20 protein-coding genes and 2 tRNA genes are annotated in these 20,487 nt (G+C 70.5%); 9 read left to right on the top strand and 13 right to left on the bottom strand.

What is annotated here, in order from left to right:
• Nucleotides 1-247: 247 nt before the first annotated feature.
• A tRNA-Leu gene (locus ACH414_RS12220) sits at nt 248-334 on the bottom strand.
• A gap of 404 nt (nt 335-738) precedes the next feature.
• Between ACH414_RS12220 and ACH414_RS12215 the strand changes: the two genes are divergently transcribed.
• From ACH414_RS12215 to pknB, 6 genes are all read left to right on the top strand, one after another.
• Nucleotides 739-1,635 (top strand): FhaA domain-containing protein, encoded by an 897-nt coding sequence (locus ACH414_RS12215; protein ID WP_398941701.1) that lies wholly within the window; start codon nt 739-741, stop codon nt 1,633-1,635.
• Nucleotides 1,636-1,645: 10 nt separating this feature from the next.
• Nucleotides 1,646-2,170: an FHA domain-containing protein gene (locus tag ACH414_RS12210; protein ID WP_382539151.1), complete on the top strand. Its 525-nt coding sequence runs from the start codon at nt 1,646-1,648 to the stop codon at nt 2,168-2,170.
• Between the two features lie 143 nt (nt 2,171-2,313).
• Nucleotides 2,314-3,804, top strand: a complete 1,491-nt coding sequence (locus tag ACH414_RS12205) for a Stp1/IreP family PP2C-type Ser/Thr phosphatase (RefSeq protein WP_382539148.1) — start codon at nt 2,314-2,316, stop codon at nt 3,802-3,804.
• 28 nt (nt 3,805-3,832) lie between these two features.
• The gene (locus ACH414_RS12200) at nt 3,833-5,275 is read left to right on the top strand and encodes an FtsW/RodA/SpoVE family cell cycle protein (protein WP_046908708.1); all 1,443 of its coding nucleotides are present in this window, start codon (nt 3,833-3,835) and stop codon (nt 5,273-5,275) included.
• Nucleotides 5,272-6,738 (top strand): peptidoglycan D,D-transpeptidase FtsI family protein, encoded by a 1,467-nt coding sequence (locus ACH414_RS12195; RefSeq protein ID WP_382539145.1) that lies wholly within the window; start codon nt 5,272-5,274, stop codon nt 6,736-6,738. Before ACH414_RS12200 ends, ACH414_RS12195 begins: the two co-directional genes overlap by 4 nt.
• A 179-nt stretch (nt 6,739-6,917) precedes the next feature.
• Entirely contained in the window at nt 6,918-8,879 is a 1,962-nt protein-coding gene (gene pknB / locus ACH414_RS12190) for a Stk1 family PASTA domain-containing Ser/Thr kinase (protein WP_382539142.1), read from the top strand.
• Between the two features lie 152 nt (nt 8,880-9,031).
• Here pknB and ACH414_RS12185 read toward each other — a convergent pair whose 3' ends face one another.
• The 6 genes from ACH414_RS12185 to ACH414_RS12160 all read right to left on the bottom strand — a co-directional run bounded on the left by ACH414_RS12185 (nt 9,032) and on the right by ACH414_RS12160 (nt 13,476).
• Nucleotides 9,032-9,709 carry a class E sortase gene (locus tag ACH414_RS12185; protein WP_382539139.1) on the bottom strand — a complete coding sequence of 226 codons (678 nt, stop codon included), beginning with the start codon at nt 9,707-9,709 and terminating at the stop codon, nt 9,032-9,034.
• A 38-nt stretch (nt 9,710-9,747) separates the two neighbouring features.
• Complete coding sequence (locus ACH414_RS12180) at nt 9,748-11,136, bottom strand: class E sortase (RefSeq protein ID WP_398941698.1); 1,389 nt, start codon at nt 11,134-11,136, stop codon at nt 9,748-9,750.
• Nucleotides 11,133-11,771: an aminodeoxychorismate/anthranilate synthase component II gene (locus tag ACH414_RS12175; RefSeq protein WP_382539133.1), complete on the bottom strand. Its 639-nt coding sequence runs from the start codon at nt 11,769-11,771 to the stop codon at nt 11,133-11,135. The genes ACH414_RS12180 and ACH414_RS12175 overlap by 4 nt, the downstream gene beginning before the upstream one ends.
• Complete coding sequence (locus ACH414_RS12170) at nt 11,768-11,929, bottom strand: hypothetical protein (RefSeq protein WP_030685828.1); 162 nt, start codon at nt 11,927-11,929, stop codon at nt 11,768-11,770. Before ACH414_RS12170 ends, ACH414_RS12175 begins: the two co-directional genes overlap by 4 nt.
• 64 nt (nt 11,930-11,993) lie before the next feature.
• The gene (locus tag ACH414_RS12165; RefSeq protein ID WP_382539129.1) at nt 11,994-12,677 is read right to left on the bottom strand and encodes a class E sortase; all 684 of its coding nucleotides are present in this window, start codon (nt 12,675-12,677) and stop codon (nt 11,994-11,996) included.
• A 31-nt stretch (nt 12,678-12,708) separates the two neighbouring features.
• Nucleotides 12,709-13,476 (bottom strand): DUF881 domain-containing protein, encoded by a 768-nt coding sequence (locus ACH414_RS12160; RefSeq protein WP_382539126.1) that lies wholly within the window; start codon nt 13,474-13,476, stop codon nt 12,709-12,711.
• Nucleotides 13,477-13,616: 140 nt separating this feature from the next.
• Here ACH414_RS12160 and crgA point away from each other — a divergent pair, with 140 nt between their 5' ends.
• The gene (crgA, locus tag ACH414_RS12155; RefSeq protein WP_382539123.1) at nt 13,617-13,874 is read left to right on the top strand and encodes a cell division protein CrgA; all 258 of its coding nucleotides are present in this window, start codon (nt 13,617-13,619) and stop codon (nt 13,872-13,874) included.
• A 284-nt stretch (nt 13,875-14,158) separates the two neighbouring features.
• On the opposite strand, the gene ACH414_RS12150 is transcribed toward crgA, so the two are convergent.
• The gene (locus tag ACH414_RS12150; RefSeq protein ID WP_382539120.1) at nt 14,159-15,025 is read right to left on the bottom strand and encodes a rhomboid family intramembrane serine protease; all 867 of its coding nucleotides are present in this window, start codon (nt 15,023-15,025) and stop codon (nt 14,159-14,161) included.
• 207 nt (nt 15,026-15,232) lie between these two features.
• On the bottom strand, nt 15,233-15,760 hold the full coding sequence (locus tag ACH414_RS12145; protein ID WP_382539117.1) for a peptidylprolyl isomerase: 528 nt from the start codon (nt 15,758-15,760) through the stop codon (nt 15,233-15,235).
• Between the two features lie 165 nt (nt 15,761-15,925).
• On the opposite strand from ACH414_RS12145, the gene ACH414_RS12140 reads away from it, so the two are divergent.
• The gene (locus ACH414_RS12140; RefSeq protein ID WP_398941695.1) at nt 15,926-16,618 is read left to right on the top strand and encodes a DUF5324 family protein; all 693 of its coding nucleotides are present in this window, start codon (nt 15,926-15,928) and stop codon (nt 16,616-16,618) included.
• 45 nt (nt 16,619-16,663) lie between these two features.
• Here ACH414_RS12140 and ACH414_RS12135 read toward each other — a convergent pair whose 3' ends face one another.
• The 4 genes from ACH414_RS12135 to ACH414_RS12120 all read right to left on the bottom strand — a co-directional run bounded on the left by ACH414_RS12135 (nt 16,664) and on the right by ACH414_RS12120 (nt 19,782).
• Nucleotides 16,664-17,068, bottom strand: a complete 405-nt coding sequence (locus ACH414_RS12135) for a DUF6344 domain-containing protein (protein ID WP_382539111.1) — start codon at nt 17,066-17,068, stop codon at nt 16,664-16,666.
• Nucleotides 17,069-17,232: 164 nt separating this feature from the next.
• Entirely contained in the window at nt 17,233-18,480 is a 1,248-nt protein-coding gene (locus tag ACH414_RS12130) for an MFS transporter (RefSeq protein ID WP_382539108.1), read from the bottom strand.
• 88 nt (nt 18,481-18,568) lie between these two features.
• Nucleotides 18,569-19,558: a helix-turn-helix transcriptional regulator gene (locus ACH414_RS12125; RefSeq protein WP_382539105.1), complete on the bottom strand. Its 990-nt coding sequence runs from the start codon at nt 19,556-19,558 to the stop codon at nt 18,569-18,571.
• A 151-nt stretch (nt 19,559-19,709) separates the two neighbouring features.
• Nucleotides 19,710-19,782 (bottom strand) — tRNA-Ala (locus tag ACH414_RS12120).
• Between the two features lie 131 nt (nt 19,783-19,913).
• Between ACH414_RS12120 and ACH414_RS12115 the strand changes: the two genes are divergently transcribed.
• On the top strand, nt 19,914-20,462 hold the full coding sequence (locus tag ACH414_RS12115) for a helix-turn-helix domain-containing protein (RefSeq protein ID WP_382539103.1): 549 nt from the start codon (nt 19,914-19,916) through the stop codon (nt 20,460-20,462).
• Nucleotides 20,463-20,487: the final 25 nt, after the last annotated feature.

Below are 20,487 nucleotides of genomic sequence, written 5' to 3'. Positions count from 1 at the left end.
GCACGATAGGCGGCGCCGTCGCCCGACCGCCGTCCTCTTTCGTCGCGTCCCGCACCGACGAACGTCGCGACGACCGGCGGCCCGTTGCACAGCTGCTTGGACACAACTGCTCGGACACAGCTGCTCGGACACAGCTGCTCGGACACAGCTGCTTGGACACAACTGCTCGGGCACGGCTCGTTGTGCACAGCGGGCCCGTACACAACGCGGAAGCCCCGCAGATCTCTCGATCTGCGGGGCTTCCGTCTGGTGCGCGAGGGGGGAGTTGAACCCCCACGCCCTTGCGGGCACTGGAACCTGAATCCAGCGCGTCTGCCTATTCCGCCACCCGCGCATTGGGTGGTCTCCGAGCTTCTTGGCTTTTCGGCCCGTCCGCCTGGCGACATCTGAAGATTAGCACGTCGCGGGCCGTGGATTCACATCCGTTGTTTCGGCCCCTCCCCGGATGACGAGGAGAGGGGGGAGGCGACGGAGCGGGATCGAGGACACGAGGAGGGACGAGTGGGACGAGTGACGCACGGGGCCCTCCTGCTTCGCCGCCGGGTGCGGGACACTGTCCACAGGCCGCGCCTCTACGATCCGTCGAGGAAGCTGCCGAAAGGTCTGCGAAGGGTCTGCGGAAGGTCTGTGAGAGGTGACACTCGTCCACAGGGCAGAGAAGGGGAACCAGCCGATTTCCCGACGCGTGGATACGATCAGTAAGCAGTACCAGGACGACAACGACGGAGGAGGTGCCCCATGGGAGTCCTGAAGCGGTTCGAGCAGCGACTCGAAGGTCTGGTCAACGGCACCTTCGCCAAGGTCTTCAAGTCCGAGGTCCAGCCCGTCGAGATCGCCGGCGCGCTCCAGCGCGAGTGCGACAACAACGCGACGATCTGGAACCGCGAGCGGACGGTCGTCCCCAACGACTTCATCGTGGAGCTGAGCGCGCCGGACTACGAGCGCCTCAGCCCCTACTCGGGCCAGCTCGGCGACGAGCTCGCCGGCCTGGTCAGGGACTACGCCAAGCAGCAGCGGTACACCTTCATGGGCCCGATCAAGGTCCATCTGGAGAAGGCCGACGACCTCGACACCGGTCTGTACCGGGTGCGCAGCCGCACCCTGGCGTCGAGTTCGTCACAGCAGCCGCCGTCGCAGCAGCAGAACGCGCCCGGCGGCTACCCGCAGGGGCCCCAGGGTCACCAGCAGCCGGCCCGCGGCGGCTACGGCTACCCGCCCGCCGGTGCGCCGGCCGGCGCTCCGCCGATGCCCGCGTCTCCGCCGCCGGGCGCCCCGGCCATGCCCGGGCACCGTCCGACGGCTCCGGCCACGGGCCGCCCCGGCGGTCCGGCTCCGACGCCCGCTTCGGGCGGTCAGGTGCGCCGCTGGATCGAGATCAACGGCACCCGTCATCAGATTTCCCGCCCGACTCTGGTCCTCGGCCGCAGCACCGACGCGGACGTGAGGATCGACGATCCCGGCGTCTCCCGCCGGCACTGCGAGATCCGGACCGGAACGCCCTCGACGATCCAGGATCTCGGGTCCACCAACGGCATCGTGGTGGACGGGCAGCACACCACCCGCGCTACGCTCCGCGACGGCTCGCGGATCGTCGTGGGCAGCACCACCATCGTTTACCGGCAAGCCGAAGGGTGAAGCGGGGGCAATGTCAGAGCTGACCCTGACGGTCATGCGGCTGGGTTTCCTGGCCGTTCTGTGGCTGTTCGTCATCGTGGCCGTCCAGGTCATTCGCAGTGACCTGTTCGGCACGCGGGTCACCCAGCGCGGTTCGCGCCGCCAGGAGGCACGGCCGCAGCAGGCCGCGCGCCAGGCGGCACCCCCGCAGCAGCGGGGCCAGCAGAACGCGGGCGGTGCCGGCGGGCGCCAGCGCCGTGGCGCCCCGACGAAACTCGTCGTGTCCGAGGGCACCCTCACCGGCACGACGGTCGCCCTGCAGGGGCAGACCATCACGCTGGGCCGGGCCCATGACTCGACGATCGTGCTGGACGACGACTACGCCTCCAGCCGGCACGCCAGGATCTACCCGGACCGGGACGGCCAGTGGATCGTCGAGGATCTCGGGTCCACGAACGGCACGTATCTGGACCGGACCCGTCTCACCACCGCGACGCCGATTCCGCTGGGCGCGCCGATCCGCATCGGCAAGACCGTCATCGAGCTTCGGAAGTAGTGCTACGTCATGAACGAGAGCGAGCGGAGCGAGCGCGCCGGCACGGTCCCCACTGAGGGCCGCCCCGGGCTCCCGACCGGAGGGTGGGCAGTGTGGCTCGAGACCGGCGGCACCCCGAGGCGGCGCCGACAGGGCAGGTGGGCATGAGCTTGTCACTGCGTTTCGCCGCGGGCTCGCACAAGGGCATGATCCGCGAGGGCAACGAGGACTCCGGTTACGCCGGTCCCCGGCTGCTCGCCATCGCGGACGGCATGGGCGGCCAGGCCGCCGGTGAGGTCGCCTCGTCCGAGGTGATCTCCACCCTGGTGACGCTCGACGACGACGTCCCCGGTTCCGACATCCTCACCTCGCTGGGTACGGCGGTGCAGCGCGCCAACGACCAGCTGCGGATGATGGTCGAGGAGGACCCGCAGCTGGAGGGCATGGGCACGACGCTCACCGCCCTGCTGTGGACGGGCCAGCGCCTCGGCCTGGTGCACGTCGGCGACTCGCGCGCCTATCTGCTGCGCGACGGCGTGCTCACGCAGATCACGCAGGACCACACCTGGGTGCAGCGGCTCGTCGACGAGGGCCGGATCACCGAGGAGGAGGCGACGACCCATCCGCAGCGTTCGCTGCTGATGCGGGCGCTGGGCAGCGGCGATCACGTCGAGCCCGATCTCTCCATCCGCGAGGTGCGGGCCGGCGACCGCTATCTGGTCTGCTCCGACGGCCTGTCGGGCGTGGTGTCGCACCAGACGCTGGAGGAGACCCTCGCCAGCTACCAGGGCCCGCAGGAGACCGTGCAGGAGCTGATCCAGCTCGCGCTGCGCGGCGGCGGCCCCGACAACATCACCGTGATCATCGCGGACGTCCTCGACGTCGACGGCGGCGACACCCTCGCCGGTCACCTCAGCGACACCCCCGTGATCGTGGGCGCGGTCGCCGAGAACCAGGCGCAGCTGAACGACGGCGGTGCGATGCACACGCCCGCGGGCCGTGCCTCCGGGCTCGGCCGGCCGGCGCCGCACCAGCAGCCGCCGGCGGGCGGTTTCGGCCCGCCCGGAAGCGGCGACGACCACGGCTACGGCGGGATGCCTCCGCAGGGCTCGTTCGGTTCGTACGCGGAGGACGACTTCGTCAAGCCGCGCTCGGCCGGCCGGAAGTGGCTGAAGCGCTCGTTCCTGCTGGTGCTGGCGTTCGCCGTGGTCGGCGGTGCGCTGTACGGCGGGTACCGCTGGACGCAGACGCAGTACTTCGTGGGCTCGAAGGACGAGCACGTGGCGCTGTACCGGGGCATCAGCCAGGACCTGGCGTGGGTGAAGCTCTCGGAGGTCGAGAAGGACCATCCCGAGATCGAACTCAAGTACCTCCCGGAGTACCAGCGCAAGCAGGTCGAGGACACCATCGCCGGTGGCAGTCTCGACAAGGCGCGGACGAAGATCGCCGAGCTTTCGGTGCAGGCCTCGGCCTGCAAGAAGACGGAGGAGCGCCGCAAGGCGGCCGCCGCCGCCGCGGACAAGGCGAGCACGCCGCCGCCGGCCACGGAGGGCACCGCGTCTCCGAACCCCAAGCCCACCACAGCCGCACCGTCCCCGGGTCCGACCCTGTCCGCGGAGGAGCAGAAGCTGGCCTCGAACTGCGGCAAGCAGTAGGCAGACCCGTAGGGGGCCTTTCACCACCATGAGCGTTGTCACCAACACGACCACGATCGGCGCCATCGAGGCGCCGAGCCGCCGGAACACCGAGCTGGCGCTGCTCGCGTTCGCCGTCGCCATCCCGGTCTTCGCGTACCTGAACGTCGGTCTGGCGATCGACGGCAAGGTGCCGCCCGGCATGCTCGGGTACGGGGCCGGCCTGACCCTGCTGGCGGGCGTCGCGCACCTGGTGGTGCGCAAGTTCGCCCCGTACGCGGACCCGCTGCTGCTGCCGTTGGGCACGCTGCTGAACGGGCTGGGTCTGGTGCTGATCTGGCGTCTCGACCAGTCGCCGCGGCTGATCCAGCGGGCGACGAGCGCGTACGGCTCGTTCAGTCCGGACGCCCCGAAGCAGATGCTGTACTCGGCGATCGGCATCGCCATGTTCGTGGGCGTGCTCCTGGTCCTGAAGGACCACCGGGTGCTGCAGCGCTACACGTACATCTCGATGGTGGCGGCGCTGGTGCTGCTGTTGCTGCCGCTGGTGCCGGGTCTCGGTTCGGACGTCTTCGGCGCCAAGATCTGGATCAACGTCGCCGGTTTCTCGATCCAGCCCGGTGAGTTCGCCAAGCTGGTCCTGGCGGTGTTCTTCTCCGGCTATCTGATGGTGAAGCGGGACGCGCTGGCGCTGGCGAGCCGCCGGTTCATGGGGCTGTACCTGCCGCGTGGCCGCGACCTCGGCCCGATCGTGACGATCTGGGCGGTCAGCCTCCTCATCCTGGTCTTCGAGAACGACCTCGGTACCTCGCTGCTGTTCTTCGGCATGTTCGTGATCATGCTGTACGTGGCGACGGAGCGGACCAGCTGGATCGTCATCGGTCTGCTGATGTCGGCGGGCGGTGCGGTGGTCGTCGGTTCGACGGCGAGCCACGTGCAGTCGCGTGTGGCCGCCTGGCTCGACCCGTTCGGCTGTCTGAAGACGGCCCCCGAGGGGTCGAACATGGCGAACGCCTGTGACCAGATGACGCAGGTGCTGATGTCCTTCGGCTCCGGCGGCATCCTCGGCACCGGCCTCGGCCAGGGCAACTCGGACCTGATCGGCTTCGCCGCCAACTCGGACTTCATCTTCGCCACGGTCGGCGAGGAGCTGGGTCTGGCCGGCGTCATGGTCTTCCTGCTGCTGTACGGCCTGATCATCGAGCGCGGTGTGCGCACCGCCCTCGCGGCCCGCGACCCGTTCGGCAAGCTGCTCGCGATGGGCCTGTCGGGCGCGTTCGCGCTGCAGGTCTTCGTCGTCGCCGGCGGTGTGATGGGGCTCATCCCGCTGACCGGTATGACGATGCCGTTCCTCGCCTACGGTGGTTCGTCCGTGATCGCCAACTGGGCGCTGATCGGTGTGCTGATCCGCATCAGCGACACCGCGCGGCGCCCCGCGCCCTCCCCCGCCCCGAACCCCGACGCCGAGATGACGCAGGTGGTCCGTCCGTGAACAAGCCGCTGCGCCGGGTCGCGATCTTCTGCGGCCTGCTGGTCCTCGCCCTGCTGCTGCGGGACAACTGGCTCCAGTACGTCCGCGCCGACGAGCTCAACGCGCACCCGAAGAACAAGCGGGTCACGATCGAGCGGTACTCGAACGCGCGCGGAAACATCATCGTCGACGGCAAGCCGATCACGGGGTCGGTGGACTCCGGCGACAACTTCTACGCGTTCAAGCGGACGTACGTCGACGGCGAGATGTGGGCGCCGGTGACGGGTTACGCCTCGCAGGCCTTCGACGCCAACCAGATCGAGAAGATCGAGGACGGCATCCTCACCGGCAACGACGACCGGCTGTTCTTCGACCGCACGCTGGCGATGTTCACGGGCGAGAAGAAGAAGGGCGGCGATGTCGTCACGACCCTGAGCGGGGCCGCGCAGCGGGCCGCGTTCAAGGGGCTCGGCAGCAAGACGGGCGCGGTCGTCGCCATCGAGCCGTCGACGGGCAAGATCCTGGCGCTGGCCTCCACCCCGTCGTACGACCCGGGCTCCTTCGCCGGCTACCACGACAAGGACGCCAAGGCGTGGCAGGCGCTGGAGAAGGACAAGAACAAGCCGAAGCTCAACCGCGCGCTGCGCGAGATCTACCCGCCCGGTTCCGTGTTCAAGGTCGTGACGGCCGCGGCGGCGCTGGAGAGCGGCAAGGTCACGGACATCAACGCGGCGACGGAGACCCCCGAGGGCTGGAAGATCCCGCTCTCCACGGTGCCGATGAAGAACCACGCCAACGGCTGCGCCAACGCCAGCCTGAACGAGGCGCTGCGGATCTCGTGCAACTCGGTCTTCGCGAAGCTCGGTGACGACGTCGGCCGGGACAAGATGGTCGAGATGGCCGAGAAGTTCGGTTTCAACGCCGAGCAGTTCACGCCGGTCCGTTCGGCCGCGTCGGTCTACGACAAGAAGGCCGACCGCGGTGGGAACGCGCTGTCGTCGATCGGCCAGTTCAACACGGCGACCACGCCGCTGCAGATGGCGATGGTGACGGCGGCGATCGCCAACGACGGCAAGCTGATGAAGCCGTACATGATCGACCAGCTGCGGGCGCCGAACCTGGACATCATCAAGAAGACCGAGCCGGAGGAGCTGAGCCGGCCGGTCTCGCAGCGGACCGCGCAGCAGCTGCAGACGATGATGGAGAACGTCGTCGAGAACGGCACCGGCGGCAACGCCGCGCTGGACATGGACGGCGTGAAGGTCGGCGGCAAGACGGGCACGGCCCAGCACGGCGAGAAGAACGCCAAGCGGCCCTACGCGTGGTTCATCTCCTACGCCAAGACCGACCAGGGTTCGCCGGTCGCGGTGGCCGTCGTCGTCGAGGACTCGGCGGGCACGGACCGTGAGGACATCTCCGGTGGCGGCCTCGCGGCCCCGATCGCGAGGGCCGTGATGAAGGCGGTACTGAACAGCAAGAGCTGATCTTCCGGCCCTGATCCTCACCGGGGTCACACCGGGTCCTGGCCGCATACCGGTCGGGTATCAGGTGGCGGTCGACGGACGAAGCGCCGTCCCGTGGCCGGTAGCGTATGCGCGAACAGCACACACCGCCGGACCACACACGGGTGCGGTCGGGACAGACGGAGAGGGCTGGAGAAGCTATGGAAGAGCCGCGTCGCCTCGGCGGCCGGTACGAGCTGGGCTCGGTGCTCGGCCGTGGTGGCATGGCCGAGGTGTTCCTCGCGCACGACACCCGGCTCGGCCGCACCGTCGCCGTGAAGACGCTGCGGGCGGACCTCGCCCGTGACCCGTCCTTCCAGGCCCGGTTCCGCCGGGAGGCCCAGTCCGCCGCCTCGCTCAACCACCCGGCGATCGTCGCGGTCTACGACACCGGCGAGGACTACGTCGACGGTGTCTCCATCCCGTACATCGTGATGGAGTACGTGGACGGTTCGACCCTGCGTGAGCTGCTTCACTCCGGGCGGAAGCTGCTGCCCGAGCGCACGCTGGAGATGACCGTCGGCATCCTGCAGGCGCTGGAGTACTCGCACCGCGCCGGGATCGTGCACCGCGACATCAAGCCGGCGAACGTCATGCTGACCCGCACCGGCCAGGTCAAGGTCATGGACTTCGGCATCGCGCGCGCCATGGGCGACGCGGGCATGACCATGACGCAGACGGCCGCGGTGATCGGCACGGCCCAGTACCTCTCCCCGGAGCAGGCCAAGGGCGAGCAGGTCGACGCCCGCTCCGACCTGTACTCCACCGGCTGCCTGCTGTACGAGCTGCTGACCGTGCGGCCGCCGTTCATCGGCGACTCGCCGGTCGCCGTCGCGTACCAGCACGTGCGCGAGGAGCCGCAGCCGCCGAGCGTCTTCGATCCCGAGATCACGCCCGAGATGGACGCCATCGTCCTGAAGGCGCTGGTCAAGGACCCCGACTACCGCTACCAGTCGGCGGACGAGATGCGCGCCGACATCGAGGCCTGCCTCGACGGCCAGCCGGTCGCGGCGACCGCCGCGATGGGCGCGGTCGGCTACGGCGGCGGCTACGGCGGCTATCCGCCGGAGGACCAGCCGACGACGGCGCTGCGCCAGGCGGACCCGGCGGGCCAGACGACGATGCTGCCGCCCATGAACGGGGACGACGGCGGCTACGGCGGTTACGACGACCGCCCGGACCGGCGTCGCCAGAAGAAGTCCAACACCTCGACGATCCTGCTGATCCTGGCGGGCCTCCTGGTGCTGGTGGGCGCGATCTTCATCGGTGTCTCCATCTTCGACAAGAAGGACGGCCCGCAGCAGGTCGTCGTTCCGCAGTTCGTGGGCAAGACCCTGAAGGAAGCGGAGAGCCTCGCGCCCAATTCGCAGGTGAAGGTCGCCCAGGCCGGCACCGAGCGCTGCGACCAGCCGAAGGGCGCGATCTGCAGCCAGACGCCGGCCGCGGACGGCACGGCGAAGATGGACGTCAACGGGACCATCAACGTGATCGTCTCCGAGGGCGCGCCGCAGATCGAGGTTCCGGACGTCACGGAGAAGCAGCAGGCGAGCGCCGAGGACCTCCTGCGCGGCAAGGGCTTCCAGGTCGTCGTGGTGACCGAGGAGTCCGACGAGGACCCGGGCAAGGTCCTGAAGCAGGACCCGACGGGCGGCTCGCAGGCGGAGAAGAACTCCAAGGTCACGATCACCGTGGCCAAGCAGGAGAAGACGCAGCTGCCGGACGTCACAAGCCGCACCTACGACGTCGCCGTCCAGCAGCTGAGCGTGCTCGGCTTCACCAACGTGTCCCGTCAGGACGTGGACTCGGACCAGCCCATGGGCACGGTCATCGAGCAGTCCCCGAAGGGCGCCACGGACCAGCCCAAGGACGTCCAGATCGTGCTGAAGGTCTCCAAGGGCCCGCAGCAGCAGACGCTGCCGATCCCGTCGGTCGTCGGCATGACGATCGACCAGGCCCGCGCCGCCCTGACCGCGCTCGGCTACCAGCTGGGCAACGTCGACGGCCCGGCCGACGGCAACGCCCGGATCAAGGAGCAGGACCCGCAGCCGGGCACGCAGGGCCAGCCCAACCAGGCGGTCAACGTGAAGACGGAGAAGAACGGCGGCGGCGGCTGGTTCGGTTAAAGGCCGCGCCCCGCCCGCATGAGCCCATGAAGTAAGCCCCGGCATCCTGGATGCCGGGGCTTACTTCATGGGCCTGCTTCGTGGCCCGCTTCATGGCCCGCTTCGTCGCCTGCTTCGTAGGCCTGCTTCCCAGGCCTCTTCACGCGCCGTCGTCAGCGGAGCTCCGCCGGCGGGGTGCGGTTCGCGTCGACCTTCTCCGTGCGCTCCAGTTCGCCCCAGACGATGTAGCGGAAGTCCGAGGTGTACATCGGGGTGCAGGTCGTCAGGGTGATGTAGCGGCCCGGCCTGGTCTTGCCGGACTCCTTCGGGACGGGCTGGAGGACGTCCACGTTGTACTTGGTGGTCTCCGGGAGGATCTTGTAGACCTTGTAGACGTACCAGGTGTCCTTCGACTCGAAGACGATCGAGTCGCCGTTCTTCATCTTGTGGATGTTGTGGAACTTCGCCCCGTGCCCGTCCCGGTGCGCGGCGAGCGTGAAGTTGCCCTGCTTGTCCTGCGGCAGCGCCGACTTGACCGGGTCGGTGTAGTAGCCGGCGACACCGTTGTTGAGGGTCTTGGTGTCGGTGCCCTTCTTCACCAGGACCTCGCCGTCGCCCATGGCCGGCACGTGCAGGAAGCCGATGCCGTCCTTGGTGTCGAGCGCGCCGGGGCCGCTGTCGGCCCAGTGGTCGCGGACCTGGTCGCCGTCCCGGTCGGCGGCGCGGTCGGCGACGACGTTCGTCCACCACAGGGAGTAGACGACGAAGAGACCGAGCACCAGGCCCGCGGTGATGAGGAGTTCGCCGAAGACGCTGATGATCCCGGCGATCCGGTTGCGCGCACGTGCCACTAGGTCGTCCCGTCGAAAAGTGGTGGTCTCGGTGGGGCTCAGCCTACGAGCGCGGCCGGCTTGCCCTTGCTGCGCGGACGTTCCTCGACGAGCTTTCCCCACACGATCATGCGGTACGTGCTGGTGAACTCGGGCGTGCAGGTGGTCAGGGTGATGTAACGGCCCGGCTCGGTGAAGCCGGATCCCTTCGGCACGGGCTCGATGACGGAGACGTTCGACGGCGAGGTCTGCGGCAGGATGCTCGCCATCTCGTACGTGTAGTACGCGTCCCGGGTCTCGACGACGATCGGGTCGCCGGGCTTGAGCTGGTTGATGTAGCGGAACGGCTCGCCGTGGGTGTTGCGGTGGCCGGCGACGGCGAAGTTGCCCTGCTTGTCGGCGGGCATGGCCGTCTTGAGCTTGCCCTCGCCGTAGTGGCCGACCATGCCCTTGTCGAGGACCTTGGTCTTGCTGATGCCCTCGGCGATCGGGGCGACCACGTCCAGCTTGGGGATGTACATGATGGCGAAGCCCTCGCCGGGCTCGAAGGCGTCCGGCCGGCTCTCGCCCTGCTGCCAGGAGTTCTCGATCCGCGCCTTCGCCTGGTCGGTCTCCTGCCCGGCGCGGACGTTCGTCCACCACAGCTGGTAGGTGACGAACAGCAGCATGACGACGCCGAAGGTGATGAAGAGCTCGCCGACGACCCGGCTGAGGACGACGCCGACGCTCTCCTTGGCGGCGCGGGCGGCGCGCCGTGCCTCGACGCGCGAGAGCGGGGCGGCCGGCTGCGGCTCCGGGGCGGGCTCGGCGCCGCGCCCCTTGCGGCGCGCGGCGCGGCGGCGTTCGGCGCGACCGGGGCCGGGCAGCGGCGCGGTGCCCGGCTCCACGGCGCGCAGGGTCATCGTGCCGTCGTCACGGGTCTCGTGGGCGCTTGCGTGGGACGTCTCGTGGGGCGTCTCGTGAGAGGCCTCGTGGGGCGTGTCGTACGTGTCGTCGTCGACAGTGGCGTACGACGGCTGCTCGCGGCTCGCCGCGCCGGACGGCTCGTACGGCGCGGCAGCGGGCGGCTCGTAGGCCGCCCCGGCCGGAGGCTCGTACGGCGCGACGGCCGGAGGCTCGTACGGCGCGACGGCCGGAGGCTCGTACGGCGCGACGGCCGGAGGCTCGTACGGCGCCGCGGCGCGCTGCTCGTAGGCCGCCGCGGCGGGCCGTTCGTAGGGTGCGGTGGGCTGTGGCGCGTACGACCCCGCGTAAGGGCCCTGGTAGGCCTCCTGAGGCGCCTGGGGGGCGTGAGGCGACTCATAGGCCTCCGGGGCCGCTATCGGCTCGTAGACGGCCGTCTCGGCCTCGTACGCGGGCGGCTCGTACCCCGGGGCGGGTATCGGCTGGGAGCCGGGCTCGTCCTCCGGTCGGTTCGTCGCCCGGAACCACGGCGACCCGGCCGTCACGCGACGGCCTTGCCCACCACCGGCGCGAGCCCCGCCGACCGTGCGACCGCCCCCTTGTCGCCGCACTGCTCCAGCCAGTTGGCGAGCATCAGGTGGCCGTGCTCGGTGAGCACCGACTCCGGGTGGAACTGCACGCCCTCGACGGGCAGTTCACGGTGGCGCAGCCCCATGATGATGCCGTCCTCGGTGCGCGCGGTGACCTCGAGCTCGGCCGGCAGGGCGGCGGGCTCCGCGGCCAGCGAGTGGTAGCGGGTCGCCGTGAACGGCGAGGGCAGGCCGGTGAAGACGCCCTTGCCCTCGTGGGTGACGGGGGAGGTCTTGCCGTGCAGCAGCTCGGGCGCGCGGTCCACGACGCCGCCGTAGGCGACGGCCATCGACTGCATGCCGAGGCAGACGCCGAAGACGGGCACTCCGGTGGCGGCGCAGTGGCGCACCATGTCGATGCAGACGCCGGCCTGCTCGGGCGCGCCGGGCCCGGGCGACAGGAGGACGCCGTCGAAGCCGTCCTGGGCGTGGCTCAGTTCCACCTCGTCGTTGCGCAGCACCTCGCACTCGGCGCCGAGCTGGTAGAGGTACTGAACGAGGTTGAAGACGAAGCTGTCGTAGTTGTCGACGACGAGAATTCGCGCGCTCACTGGCCGTCCACCGTCACATCGTTGAACGGAAGCAGGGGCTCCGCCCAGGGGAACACGTACTGGAAGAGGACGTAGACGACCGCGAGGACGAGCACGACCGAGATCAGTGCCCTCACCCAGGCGTTGCCCGGCAGATGCCGCCAGATCCATCCGTACATGACGTCCGCCGCCCCTTCCGTTCGTTACGGGGACCAGAGTACGGGGCGTCGGGGCGCTCGGGGGTCAGCTGTCCAAAGCCTGTGGACGCCCGTCGGTCACCGGCTGGGTGGCGTCCAGGTGCGCCCACACGACCAGCCGGTGGCTGCTGCCCCACTCGGGGTCGCAGGTGGTGAGGGTGAGGTAGCGGCCCGGCCCGGCGAAGCGGGACTTCCGGGGCACCGGGTCGATGACGCCGATGTCGGTGGGCACGGTCCGGTAGGGACCGCGGTCCACCCGGTAGGTGAACCAGGTCGTGCCGTCGGTGAGGACGACGGCGTCGCCGCGGCGCAGCCGGGGGAAGTCCTTGAAGGGGTCGCCGTAGGTGCGCCGGTGGCCGGCGACGGCGAAGTTCCCGGTGGCGCCGAGGCGGGCGGTGCCGGCGTAGTGGCCGAGGCCCTTCTTGAGGGTGCCGGTCCTCGTGCCCTCGAGGACGGGCCACTCCCAGTCCTTGCCGAGCCGGGGGACGTACATGACGGCGAAGCCCCTGCCGTCGGCGTACGGGGCCGGGGCGGGGGCCGCGCGGGGTGCGCCCGGCGTCTCGACGGGGCGGTCCACCCACTCCTGCTGGAGGGTGTCGAGCTGGCCCGCGGTGGCGCTCTCGGCCTGCACGCCGGTCCAGTACATGACGTAGACGACGAACAGGACGATCAGGGCGCCGGCGGTGATGCACAGCTCGCTGAGGCTCCGTACGACCAGTCGCACCGTCACCGCACCCGGCTCCCCCCGGTCAGCGCATGCGTCAGCTCACAGGCTTCGCGTAGTGGAGGTCCACTGTGCCCGAGTAGCCGGGCAGAGTCACCGCCCTGTGCTCGTCGACTTTCCAGCCGAGGCCGTAGGCCTTCACGTACAGCTGGTAGTTCTGCAGGGCGGGGGAGTCGGCGAGGGCCTTGCCGAGCCGGCCGCGGTCACCGACAGCGGTGATCTTGTAGGGCGGGGAGTAGACGCGGCCCTGGAGGATCAGCGTGTTGCCGACGCAGCGGACGGCGCTGGTGGAGATGAGCCGCTGGTCCATGACCTTGATGCCCTTGGCGCCGCCCTGCCACAGCGCGTTGACGACGGCCTGGAGGTCCTGCTGGTGGATGACCAGGTCGTTGGCCTGCGGCTCGGGGTAGCCGGGGGCGGCCTGGGCGTTCGGCGGGGCGTCGTTGAGGGTGACGGTGAGGCCGGGGCCCGCGGTCTCGGTGGTGCCGGCGGAGGCCTCCAGGGCGCGCAGCCGCTCGTCCTGGGCCTTGGTGGAGCCGTCGTCGCGGGCGGCGAGGGCGTCGACCTGGCGGCGCAGCGCCGCGGCGGACTCGTCGAGGCCGGCGTTCTTGTGGCTGCGCTCCTCGATCAGGTCGGAGAGCCTGAGGAGGGAGGCGTCGGTGCGGAGGTTGGTGCCCTTGGCGGTGTTGAAGCTGGTGACGAAGATCAGTCCGGCGAGCGCGAAAACGGCAGCGGTGAGCACCCGGACGGGGCGCCACCTCGTGGTTCGGCCCGGCCCTGCGGGAGTGTCGGCGGAATTGCTCAACGTACCCTGATCCCCTTCGGTGCCGCGGAACCACTACGCTAACGGACGCCCGGGGGACGCTGCGGTCCTCGTACGTCACATCCCGGCGCCAGCCACAGTTCCCTGCGCGGTCACGCAGCGCATCGACAGGAGAGTCCCTCGTGCCGAAGTCACGGATCCGCAAGAAGGCCGATTACACGCCGCCGCCCGCCAGCAAGCAGGCCGCCTCCATCAAGCTGACCAACCGCAGCTGGGTGGCGCCCGTGATGCTCGCGCTCTTCGCCATCGGGCTGGTGTGGATCGTGGTCTTCTACGTCACCGACGGCACGCTGCCGCTCAAGTCCATCAACAACTGGAACATCGTGGTCGGCTTCGGCTTCATCGCCGCGGGCTTCGGCGTCTCGACGCAGTGGAAGTAGCGGGTTCTCCCGCGGCTCGTCAAGCTCTGCCCTGAGGTTATCCACAGCGTTGTGCACAGCACTGGATAACTTACGAAGATCTGTGGATAACTCCCGCGGTGTTGACACCGGTACGACCGCGCGAACGGCGCCCAGGGAGCATTTCGCCCCCCGCCTCTGAGAGGAAATGCCTGCTCAGAGGCGGGGGGCTTCGTCATGTCCGCCACTGTGTGGCCAAGGGGCCACGGATTGTGGATAACTCTGGGGAAAGCTTTTCCCCAGAGCTCGTCCACAGCTCCCCGTGCTCAGGTGAGCGCAGCGCTCCGGGCGAGCACGATCCCCAGGTCCACCAGCAGTACCAGCCCGCAGACCCCGTACTGCACCAGGTCCCGCCGCGCCCGCGGCGCGTGCACCATCCCGAAGGTCACCAGCGCTCCCCCGACGAGACCGCCGATGTGGGCCTCCCAGGAGATCCCCGGCCGGGTGAACGTCAGCAGCAGCGACAGCGCCACGAAGAGCAGCACCGGGCGCATGTCGTAGCGTCGCCGGCGGGCGAGCACCACCCAGGAGCCGATCAGGCCGTAGACGATCCCGGAGGCGCCGAGCGAGGCCTGGTTGGGAGCGGCGACGAGATAGACGAGCGCGGAGCCCGAGAGACCGGAGAGCAGGCACAGCGCCGCGTAACGGATCCGGCCGAGCTCCGGCTCCACGATCCCGCCGATGACCCACAGGCCGATCATGTTGAAGAGGAAGTGCGGGATCTCCTGGTGGAGGAAGGCCGAGGTCAGCAGTCGGTACCACTCGCCGTCCGCGACCCCGACCACCTCGCCGAGCAGCGGGTTGTACGCGTAGCCGATCATCACCAGCTGGTCGGTGAACCGGTCGCCGGCCACCTGGACCGCGATGAACAGGGCCAGGTTGATCGCGATCAGGATCTTGGTGACGAGCCGCCCGTCACTCTCCACCCGGCCGCCCGCGAGCGTCCTGGGCTGGTTGGCGTCGGGAGCGTGGCCGGTGCCGGAGCCGTTGCGCACACAGTCGGGGCACTGGAAGCCGACGGCCGCGGAGACCATGCACTGCGGGCAGATCGGCTTCTCGCAGCGGGCGCAGCGGATTCCGGTCTCGGCGTCCGGGTGGCGGTAGCAGCGCGGCAGACCGGACTGCGGGTCCATGAGGCGTCCTCCCGAGGACAGGGCGGGTGGGGCGACGGGGTCAACAGACCGCCCCGCCCTCCTGACGGACGGGCGGGGCGCGAAGGTTCCCGTCGGCGTGCGCGACGCGTGGTGGAGCGGTCCGGAGTGAAGCGGTACGGGCCGAAGGACACGCGGTGAAGCGGTACGGGCCGAAGGGCACGCGGTCGAGCGGTACGGGCCGAGGGCTCAGCGGCTCTCGACGACCACGGTCTCGATGACGACGTCCTCGACCGGGCGCTCAGTGCGCGGGTTGGTCTCGGCGGTCGCGATCGCCTCCACGACCTTCTTGCTCGCCTCGCCGACGACCTCGCCGAAGATCGTGTGCTTGCGGTTGAGCCAGGTCGTCGCGCCGACCGTGATGAAGAACTGCGAGCCGTTGGTGCCCGGCCCGGCGTTGGCCATCGCAAGCAGGTAGGGCTTGTCGAAGAAGAGCTCGGGGTGGAACTCGTCGGCGAACTCGTAGCCGGGGCCGCCCGTGCCGTTGCCCAGCGGGTCGCCGCCCTGGATCATGAAGCCCTTGATCACCCGGTGGAAGACCGTGCCGTCGTAGAGCGGGGCGGTGGTGACCTCGCCGGTCGCCGGGTGGGTCCACTCGCGCTCGCCGCGGGCGAGTTCGACGAAGTTCCTGACCGTCTTGGGGGCGTGGAACGGCAGCAGCCGAATCTCGATGTCACCCTGGCTGGTCTTCAGAGTCGCGTACAGCTGCTCGGCCACGATCCGCCCTTCTCCACCTGTGCACCGGCGCGTCTGCGCCCGCGTCTCCGATCCTCGCATGCCCCGGATGCCCGCCCCGCATGCCGGACGGCGGTCGGACAGGCATGATTCCGAAAAGGATGGAAAGGTGAAAAGCCGACATCGCCACCGAGGAGGAGGAATCCTGTGACCCGCATGGACAGCGTGCGCGCCGCGACAGGTTCGGCGAAGGAGAGCGTCCTGCACGCCGCGGAAGTGGTGGCGCCGTACGCGGAAACGGCCAGGGACCAGGCCGTTCAGTATGCACACGAGGCGCGCGTCAAGCTCGCCCCGAAGGTATCGAAGGCCGCTTCGCAGGCCCGTACTCAGGCGCGTCAGCAGTACGACAGTCTTGTCGCGCCGCATGTGCCGCCGCGGGTCGACGAGGCCGCGCATCGTGCGGCGGCCGTGACCCGCAAGGCCGCCCGTCAGGCGACCGACTACACCGTTCCGCGTGTCGAGCACGCGGTCGCCGCGACCACTCCCGTTCTCGAGGAGGCCGGGGCGCGTTCCACCGCCGCCTGGGCCGCGCTGCGCGGTCAGGTGACGCCGAAGGACATCGAGAGGATCGTGAGGCAGCACGAGCGTCGGGCCAGGGCCGGACGCCTCGCCAAGGGGTTCGTGGTCCTCGGCGTGCTGGCAGTGGGCGCGTTCTGCGCCTGGAGGTGGTGGGACAAGCAGGCCAACCCCGACTGGCTGGTCGAGCCGCCCGCTCCCACCGAGGTGGACGAGGAGACCGGGCTGTCGTCCGTCGACGACGGCGGTTCGTCACTCGATCCCGAGGTGGCGGCCAAGGAGGCCGACGCGGAGGCCACGGGCCGCGACGAGGAACGTCGCTGATCGCCGGGCAGGCACGTGGGGCGCGGCGGAGGATCCCGCCGCGCCCTACGCGGCCGTGGCGGCCGGTGCGGCCGTCGCGGCCTTCGTCGTGAGCGCCGGGCCGGTCAGGTCGGCCGAGGTCACCGGGTCGGCGTCGGCCGGGGCGTCCGCGCGCAGGTGCCGGACGGCGGGGGAGGAACCGTGCGCCTCGGCGCCGATGCGCTGCTTGATGGTCGGCGGCAGCGCGCGGCCCTGCGCCGTGCGCCACTGATGGCTCCGCTGTGCCGGTACGGAGACCGCCGGGCGGACCGCGACGGCCTGGGTGCCACCGGCGACGGCCGGCTCCTCGCCCTGCTGGAGGGCGGGCTGCTGGGCGGCGGTGGCGGGGCTCGCGAGACCGAGGGAGGCGAGCAGGGCGAAGAGGACGGAGATGAAGGCGGTCCAGAACTGCTTGACCTTGGCGGTGGCCATGACCCCTCACTTTCGTGACGTTATGGGCAGGTATCCGATTCCTCGGATGGTTCATTTCGGATTGCGCGCTTTTCGTACCTTCCTCATGATGTGGACGCACACCCCGATTCCTCGGAGCGACGCCGCCACCGCGCAGTTCTTCCGATGAACACCACTCGTACGGCTCAGCGGGCGCCGAGCCGCCCCTCGACCGCGGGGACCGGCTCCGGCCCCCGCGAGCGCTCCGCCCACCGCACGGCCGGCCCCGTCGTCAGGCCCGCCACCAGGAAGACCGCGCCCAGGACCAGCCAGCCGGCCATGCCCCAGCCGATCAGGAGCGTGGTGACGAGCAGCGGCCCCAGGGTCCTGGCGACCGGCACGCCCGTGCCGTAGAAGCCCTGGTACTGGCCGATGCGCTCGGCGGGCGCGAGGCCGAGGCCGATCTGCCACGAGCCCGCGGAGTGCCGCATCTCCGCGATCACCTGCAGGACGGCGCCCAGCACGAGCACCGCGGCGGTCGGCCAGGGCCCGAACCCCGCCGCCGTCACCGCGAACACGCCGCAGGACGCCAGCATCACCACGCTGGACCGCCGCACCGCCCGGGTCGCCTCGGGCAGCCCGGTCACCGAGCGCGCGGCCCGCACCTGGAAGAGCATCACCGCGCCGGTGTTGAGCACGAACAGCGCCGAGACCGTCCAGCCGGGCGCCGTCGTCCGCTGCACGATCCACAACGGCAGCGCGAGGCTGAGCAGCGGCAGCCGGAGCAGCAGCAGCGCGTTCAGCAGGGTGAGCAGCGCGTACGGGCGGTCCCTCAGCACCACGAGCCGGGCGCCGCCGTCGGGCGCGGCCGGCGTGCCCGGCAGCGGCGGGAGCCCGCGCAGCACCAGGGCGCAGCCGAGGAAGCCGAGCGCGTCGAGGGCGAAGACGGCGAGGTACGCGCCGCGCGTCCCGGCGTGCAGGGCGAGCCCGCCGAGCGCGGCACCGACGGCGAGCCCGGCGTTGAGCGTGGCCTGCACCCGGGCCAGCATCCCGACCCGGGCGGCGGGCTCGACGAGGCCCGCGAGCAGGGCCTGGCGGGCGGCGGCGAGCCCGCTCTGGGCGGTGGCGTACACCACGGCGGCGAGCAGGAACGGCACGAAGGAGCGGATGAGCAGGAAGGAGGCCACGGCCGCCGAGGTCGCCAGGGCGAGCAGGACGGAGGTGCCGCGCGGCCCTCGCCGGTCGGCCAGGTGCCCGAGCGGTACGCCCGCGAGCGAGCCGATGCCCCAGGCGAGGGCGAGCCCGGCGCCGATCTGCGCGGCCGAGAGGCCGACGATCAGGGAGAAGTAGAGCGCCGAGGTCACATAGAAGGCGCCGTCGCCGACGGAGTTGCTGAGCTGGGCGAGGAGCAGCGCCCGGTGGGTGCGTGCGGTGTTCCCTGAGGTCTTCGGCATGGACACGACGCTACGGCCCGGTGGCCCAGGGAACCTGGTCCATTCACCCCCTTTGCAAGTGGGCCATTCCCGGCCTTCGGGCGAGGGGTCAGAGCCAGCCCCGCTGGGCGGCCTTCAGCCCCGCCTCGAAGCGGCTCGTCGCGTTCAGACGCTCCATCAGGGCGGCCATCTGACGCCGTACGGTGCCCAGGGGGAGGCCCAGGTGCCGGCCGGCGGCCGCGTCGGTCAGCCCGGATGCCAGCAGCTTGAGCAGCTTCCGCTCCCCGGAGGAGAGGCCGCCGGCCTCCGCCCCGCTCCGGTGGTCCGCGCCGAGCGGGACGGCGGCCGCCCAGGTCTGCTCGAAGAGCGCGACCAGCGGGGCCACGATGCCGGGCGCGCGGGTGCACAGCGCGCCACCGCCCCGAGGGGAGCGGTCGAGGGGGACGAGGACGGTCCGCCGGTCGAAGACCAGCATCCGCGGCGGCACGATCGGGCTGGTGCGCACGCACCCGCCGAGATCGCTGACCCGGCGCGCGTACGCGAGGGTCTGCGGGTCGTTCCTGGCGCCGTCCCGGAAGACGGTCGCCAGCCGCACCCCCCGCCCGAGGGCCCGCTCCTCCCACGGCGGCGAGGCGCCGGGGGCCGCCTGCGACCGGGCGCCACCCGGCTCGATGGCGAGGCAGTCCCGGGTGAGGCCGCGCGCCAGCTCATCGACCCGTCGCCGCACGGCGTCGGGGCCGACCAGGCGTTCCGCCCCGTCCACGGGGTCGTCGGACCGCAGCGCCACGAGCTCGGCGAGAGTGCGCGCCATGGCCTCCCTGCTGCGGGCGAGCTCCTCCTGACGCCGGATCAGTTCCGCCTCGTGGCGGCGCAGCACCAGGTCGAAGGCGAGCTCCGGGCTGACCGCCCGCAGCAGGCCCGGAGTGTCCGGGGAGGGCTGGAGCAGCTCCATCTCCACCAGCCGGTCGAGGGACTCCCGCACCTCGTTCTCGGGCAGCCGCAGTCGGCCGGCCAGTTCGCCGACGCCGTCCGCCGGGTGGCTCAGCAATCCTCGGTAGACACCTTCCAGGGCAGTGTCGAGGCCCAAGGTCCGCAACATGGACCTCACGTTAGGGACGAATGGGGCGCGCGCCGAAGGACATCGCGCGCCATTCAGGGGACCGCGCGCGCCACGCGCGCCGAGCAGCGCACAGCGCACGCCAAAACACCCCCCTGACCGCGTTTACGCAGGTCAGAGGGGTGTTTATGAGTGGAGCCTAGGGGAGTCGAACCCCTGACATCTGCCATGCAAAGACAGCGCTCTACCAACTGAGCTAAGGCCCCGGAACGACAACAGACTACCGGGTCACCCCCCTGATCCCGCAAAAGGATTGGGACTCCCCGTGGGCGACCACTCTCCGTAAGATGCTGACCGGGGTTCGCAGTGGTGAACCCAGGGATGGGGAGAAGTGGTAATGGATACAGCGCAGCAGGAAGCCACGGCCAGAGCCCGGGAGCTTCAGCGCAGTTGGTACGGGGAGCCGTTGGGGGCGCTCTTCCGTCGGCTGATCGACGATCTCGGGCTGAACCAGGCCAGGCTCGCGGCCGTGCTCGGGCTCTCGGCGCCCATGCTCTCCCAGCTGATGAGCGGCCAGCGGGCCAAGATCGGAAACCCCGCGGTCGTCCAGCGTGTCCAGGCCCTCCAGGAGCTCGCCGGTCAGGTCGCCGACGGCAGCGTCAGCGCCGCCGAGGCCACCGACCGGATGGACGAGATCAAGAAGTCCCAGGGCGGCTCCGTACTGACCGCCAGCGGCCAGTCCACCACCGGCACCGGCGCGCCGACCGTGCGCCGCGTGGTCCGCGAGATCCAGTCGCTGCTGCGCTCGGTCTCCGCGGCCGGCGACATCATCGACGCGGCGGACTCGCTCGCCCCGGCCCACCCGGAGCTGGCGGAGTTCCTCAGGGTGTACGGCGCCGGGCGCACCGCGGACGCCGTAGCCCACTACGAGTCGCACCAGAACTGACGCCGTACGGCAGGGGGGCGGGCGC

This window comes from Streptomyces sp. NPDC020422, assembly GCF_044386705.1.
In the GTDB taxonomy this organism is placed as follows: Bacteria; Actinomycetota; Actinomycetes; order Streptomycetales; family Streptomycetaceae; genus Streptomyces.
Note: the sequence above shows the minus strand (reverse complement) of the source record. Positions and strands in the feature narration are given on the sequence as shown.